Here is a 2,806-nt window from a genome sequence, read left to right as displayed (position 1 = left end):
CTTCCGATCTCAGCACAAGGGAAGACTTTTGAAGTAGAGTCTGGCGCAAATCTGCGTAAAGTTTTGTTGGATAACAACGTCGCTCTGTACAACGATAAAGCCACAGTGATGAACTGTCGGGGCCTTGGCACTTGCGGCACCTGTGCCGTTAAGGTAGACGGGGAAGTTTCCGAAGCTAGCTGGCGAGAAAAAGGGCGGCTGGCTCTTCCTCCCCATTCTCCCGCGAAAAACCTGCGTTTGGCCTGCCAAACCAAAGTTTTAGGTGATGTTTCCGTGACAAAATTTGATGGGATGTGGGGACAGGGCGATCGCACCGTCTGGACGCCCCAAGCTTAGTTTCCCGATTCGATCGAGATTATCGATACTATAGCTTTGCCAGCTCTTGAGATTTTACCTTCTCAAGAGCTCGATAAATTTGCCGTCAAATGATAGATTGCGATCGATCGGACAAGACAAGATAGGCAAACGGCTCGACATCTATGAACCAATTTACCGGCTTTAACGTTATCGGTCTGATTGCGATCTTGCTGATTGTTGCGATCGCTATGGCAGTCATCGCTGGATTCAACACTCGCCTTCCTGGGGAGGATACTAACACACCTTCTCATCCGTCTTCGAGTCCCACTGCCTCCCCAGACGAACCCAGCGATGAACAAACACCAAAACCTTCTCATTCTCCATCTCCAAATGAAGAAGATCCCATACCCGCACTGTGGTAAAAAATTGCATTAAAAGTGTCAATATTTTGATTGATATTTTGATTGAATGAATCTACTGAGCGACATTCTCATTATCGGTGGCGGTATCGTTGGCCTTTCCCTGGCGATCGAACTAAAATTACGGGGAGCAAATGTTACCGTTCTGACGCGAGACTTTCAGCAAGCAGCCGCCCACGCAGCAGCTGGAATGTTAGCACCGCAAGCCGAACAATTACCTCCCAGCCCTATGCTGGATTTATGTCTCCGCAGTCGGGCATTGTATCCAGATTGGACAAGTAAACTAGAACAAATTACGGGTACGCCAACAGGATTCTGGCCTTGTGGCATTCTCTCCCCAGCCTATGATATCCAGTCGCGAGCAAGCAATATTTCATCTGAGCAGAAGGTCAGCGGAAAATTTCCTGTTAGCATATGGTTGGATAAGGAAGCCATTCATCAGCATCAGCCGGGATTGAGTTCGGAAGTAGTCGGTGGATGGTGGTATCCCGAAGACGGACAAGTAGATAATCGCGCTTTAGCAATAACATTGTGGGCAGCAGCACAACAATTAGGCATTAATATTTGCGAAGGCGTAAATGTTGAAGAAATTCAAACACAGAACAAGCAAGTCATCGGCGTTAAAACATCTGCTGGAGATTGGCAAGCTCAACAATATGTTTTAGCAACTGGTGCCTGGTCAAATCAATTACTGTCTGTGCCAGTATATCCCAAAAAGGGACAAATGCTATCCGTGCGCGTGCCTTTACCTTCCCTGGAATCACCCCTGTCACCAGAGGGAAAAGAATGTTTCTTTTTATCTCCCTCGTTGACAACAGAGAAAGTATCTTCCTTTTCATCTTTACCATTGACGGTCGGGCAAGAGCGAAGGTTACCTTTAAAACAAGTTTTGTTTGGCTCGGAAATTTACATCGTGCCGCGTCGAGATGGCAGAATTATCATAGGAGCAAGCAGTGAAGATGTAGGCTTCGCACCTTATAATACAACCGGGGGAATACAAGCATTGCTGGCACGAGCGATTCGACTTTATCCCGAATTACAACATTTTCCCATTCAAGAATTATGGTGGGGATTTCGACCGACAACGCCAGACGAATTGCCGATATTGGGAGGGAGTGCTTACGACGATTTGACCCTAGCAACAGGACACTATCGCAACGGGATTTTGTTAGCGCCTATCACCGCTTTTCTGATTGCCGATGTAATTTTAGAGCAAAAACACGACCCGCTTCTGAATCATTTTCACTACTCACGGTTTAGCAATACTTAGCGTTACCGAAGCAGAGAAATCTAAGAAAATTAAGAAACCGGTGCTAGAGGCACTTCACCCACGTAGGAAACACAGAAATGCAAACTTTAGATAAATCATCCCCACAAACAAGCGATTTCCGTTTTTTAGATAAATCCCTCACTATCGCCGGCAAAACTTTCCAGTCGCGCCTGATGACGGGAACTGGCAAATATCGCAATATTGCAGAAATGCAGCAAAGTATCATTGCCAGCAGTTGCGAAATTGTCACCGTTGCGGTAAGAAGAGTGCAAAGCAACGCACCCGGACACGAAGGACTCGCAGAAGCGATCGACTGGTCTAAAATTTGGATGTTGCCCAATACGGCAGGCTGTCAAACCGCTGAAGATGCCATCCGCGTAGCTAGACTGGGACGGGAAATGGCCAAAATATTGGGGCAAGAAGACAATAACTTTGTCAAATTAGAGGTGATTCCCGATCCTAAATATTTACTACCAGATCCGATCGGCACTTTGGCAGCTGCTGAGAAACTGGTCAAAGAAGGCTTTGTCGTTCTGCCTTACATCAATGCCGACCCCATGCTAGCAAAACGTTTAGAAGAAGTCGGTTGCGCTACCGTTATGCCTCTCGCTTCGCCGATCGGTTCGGGACAGGGCCTAAAAAATGCCGCCAATATTCAAATAATTATTGACAACGCACAAGTTCCTGTGGTAGTGGATGCCGGCATTGGAGCGCCCAGCGAAGCCGCCGCCGCAATGGAGATGGGAGCCGATGCCTTGTTGATCAATACTGCGATCGCTCAGGCTCAGAATCCCCCCGCAATGGCACGGGCAATGGCTAT

4 protein-coding genes are annotated in these 2,806 nt (G+C 47.4%); all 4 read left to right on the top strand.

The genetic code is table 11. The features are described 5' to 3' along the window. Nucleotides 1-336: 2Fe-2S iron-sulfur cluster-binding protein (locus H6S82_RS27675; protein ID WP_242057133.1), on the top strand; the 336-nt coding region annotated here is incomplete at its 5' end. 143 nt (nucleotides 337-479) lie between these two features. Continuing rightward, nucleotides 480-719, top strand: coding sequence for a hypothetical protein (locus tag H6S82_RS27670; protein WP_190472211.1), 240 nt, complete (start codon nucleotides 480-482; stop codon nucleotides 717-719). A 46-nt stretch (nucleotides 720-765) separates the two neighbouring features. Next, nucleotides 766-1,986 carry a glycine oxidase ThiO gene (locus H6S82_RS27665; protein ID WP_191057058.1) on the top strand — a complete coding sequence of 407 codons (1,221 nt, stop codon included), beginning with the start codon at nucleotides 766-768 and terminating at the stop codon, nucleotides 1,984-1,986. A 77-nt stretch (nucleotides 1,987-2,063) separates the two neighbouring features. After that, nucleotides 2,064-2,806 (top strand): thiazole synthase (locus tag H6S82_RS27660; protein ID WP_191057057.1); only part of this gene is annotated, 743 nt, incomplete at its 3' end.

It is taken from the genome of Planktothrix sp. FACHB-1355 (assembly GCF_014748295.1).
In the GTDB taxonomy this organism is placed as follows: Bacteria; Cyanobacteriota; Cyanobacteriia; order Cyanobacteriales; family Aerosakkonemataceae; genus Aerosakkonema; species Aerosakkonema funiforme_A.
Note: the sequence above shows the minus strand (reverse complement) of the source record. Positions and strands in the feature narration are given on the sequence as shown.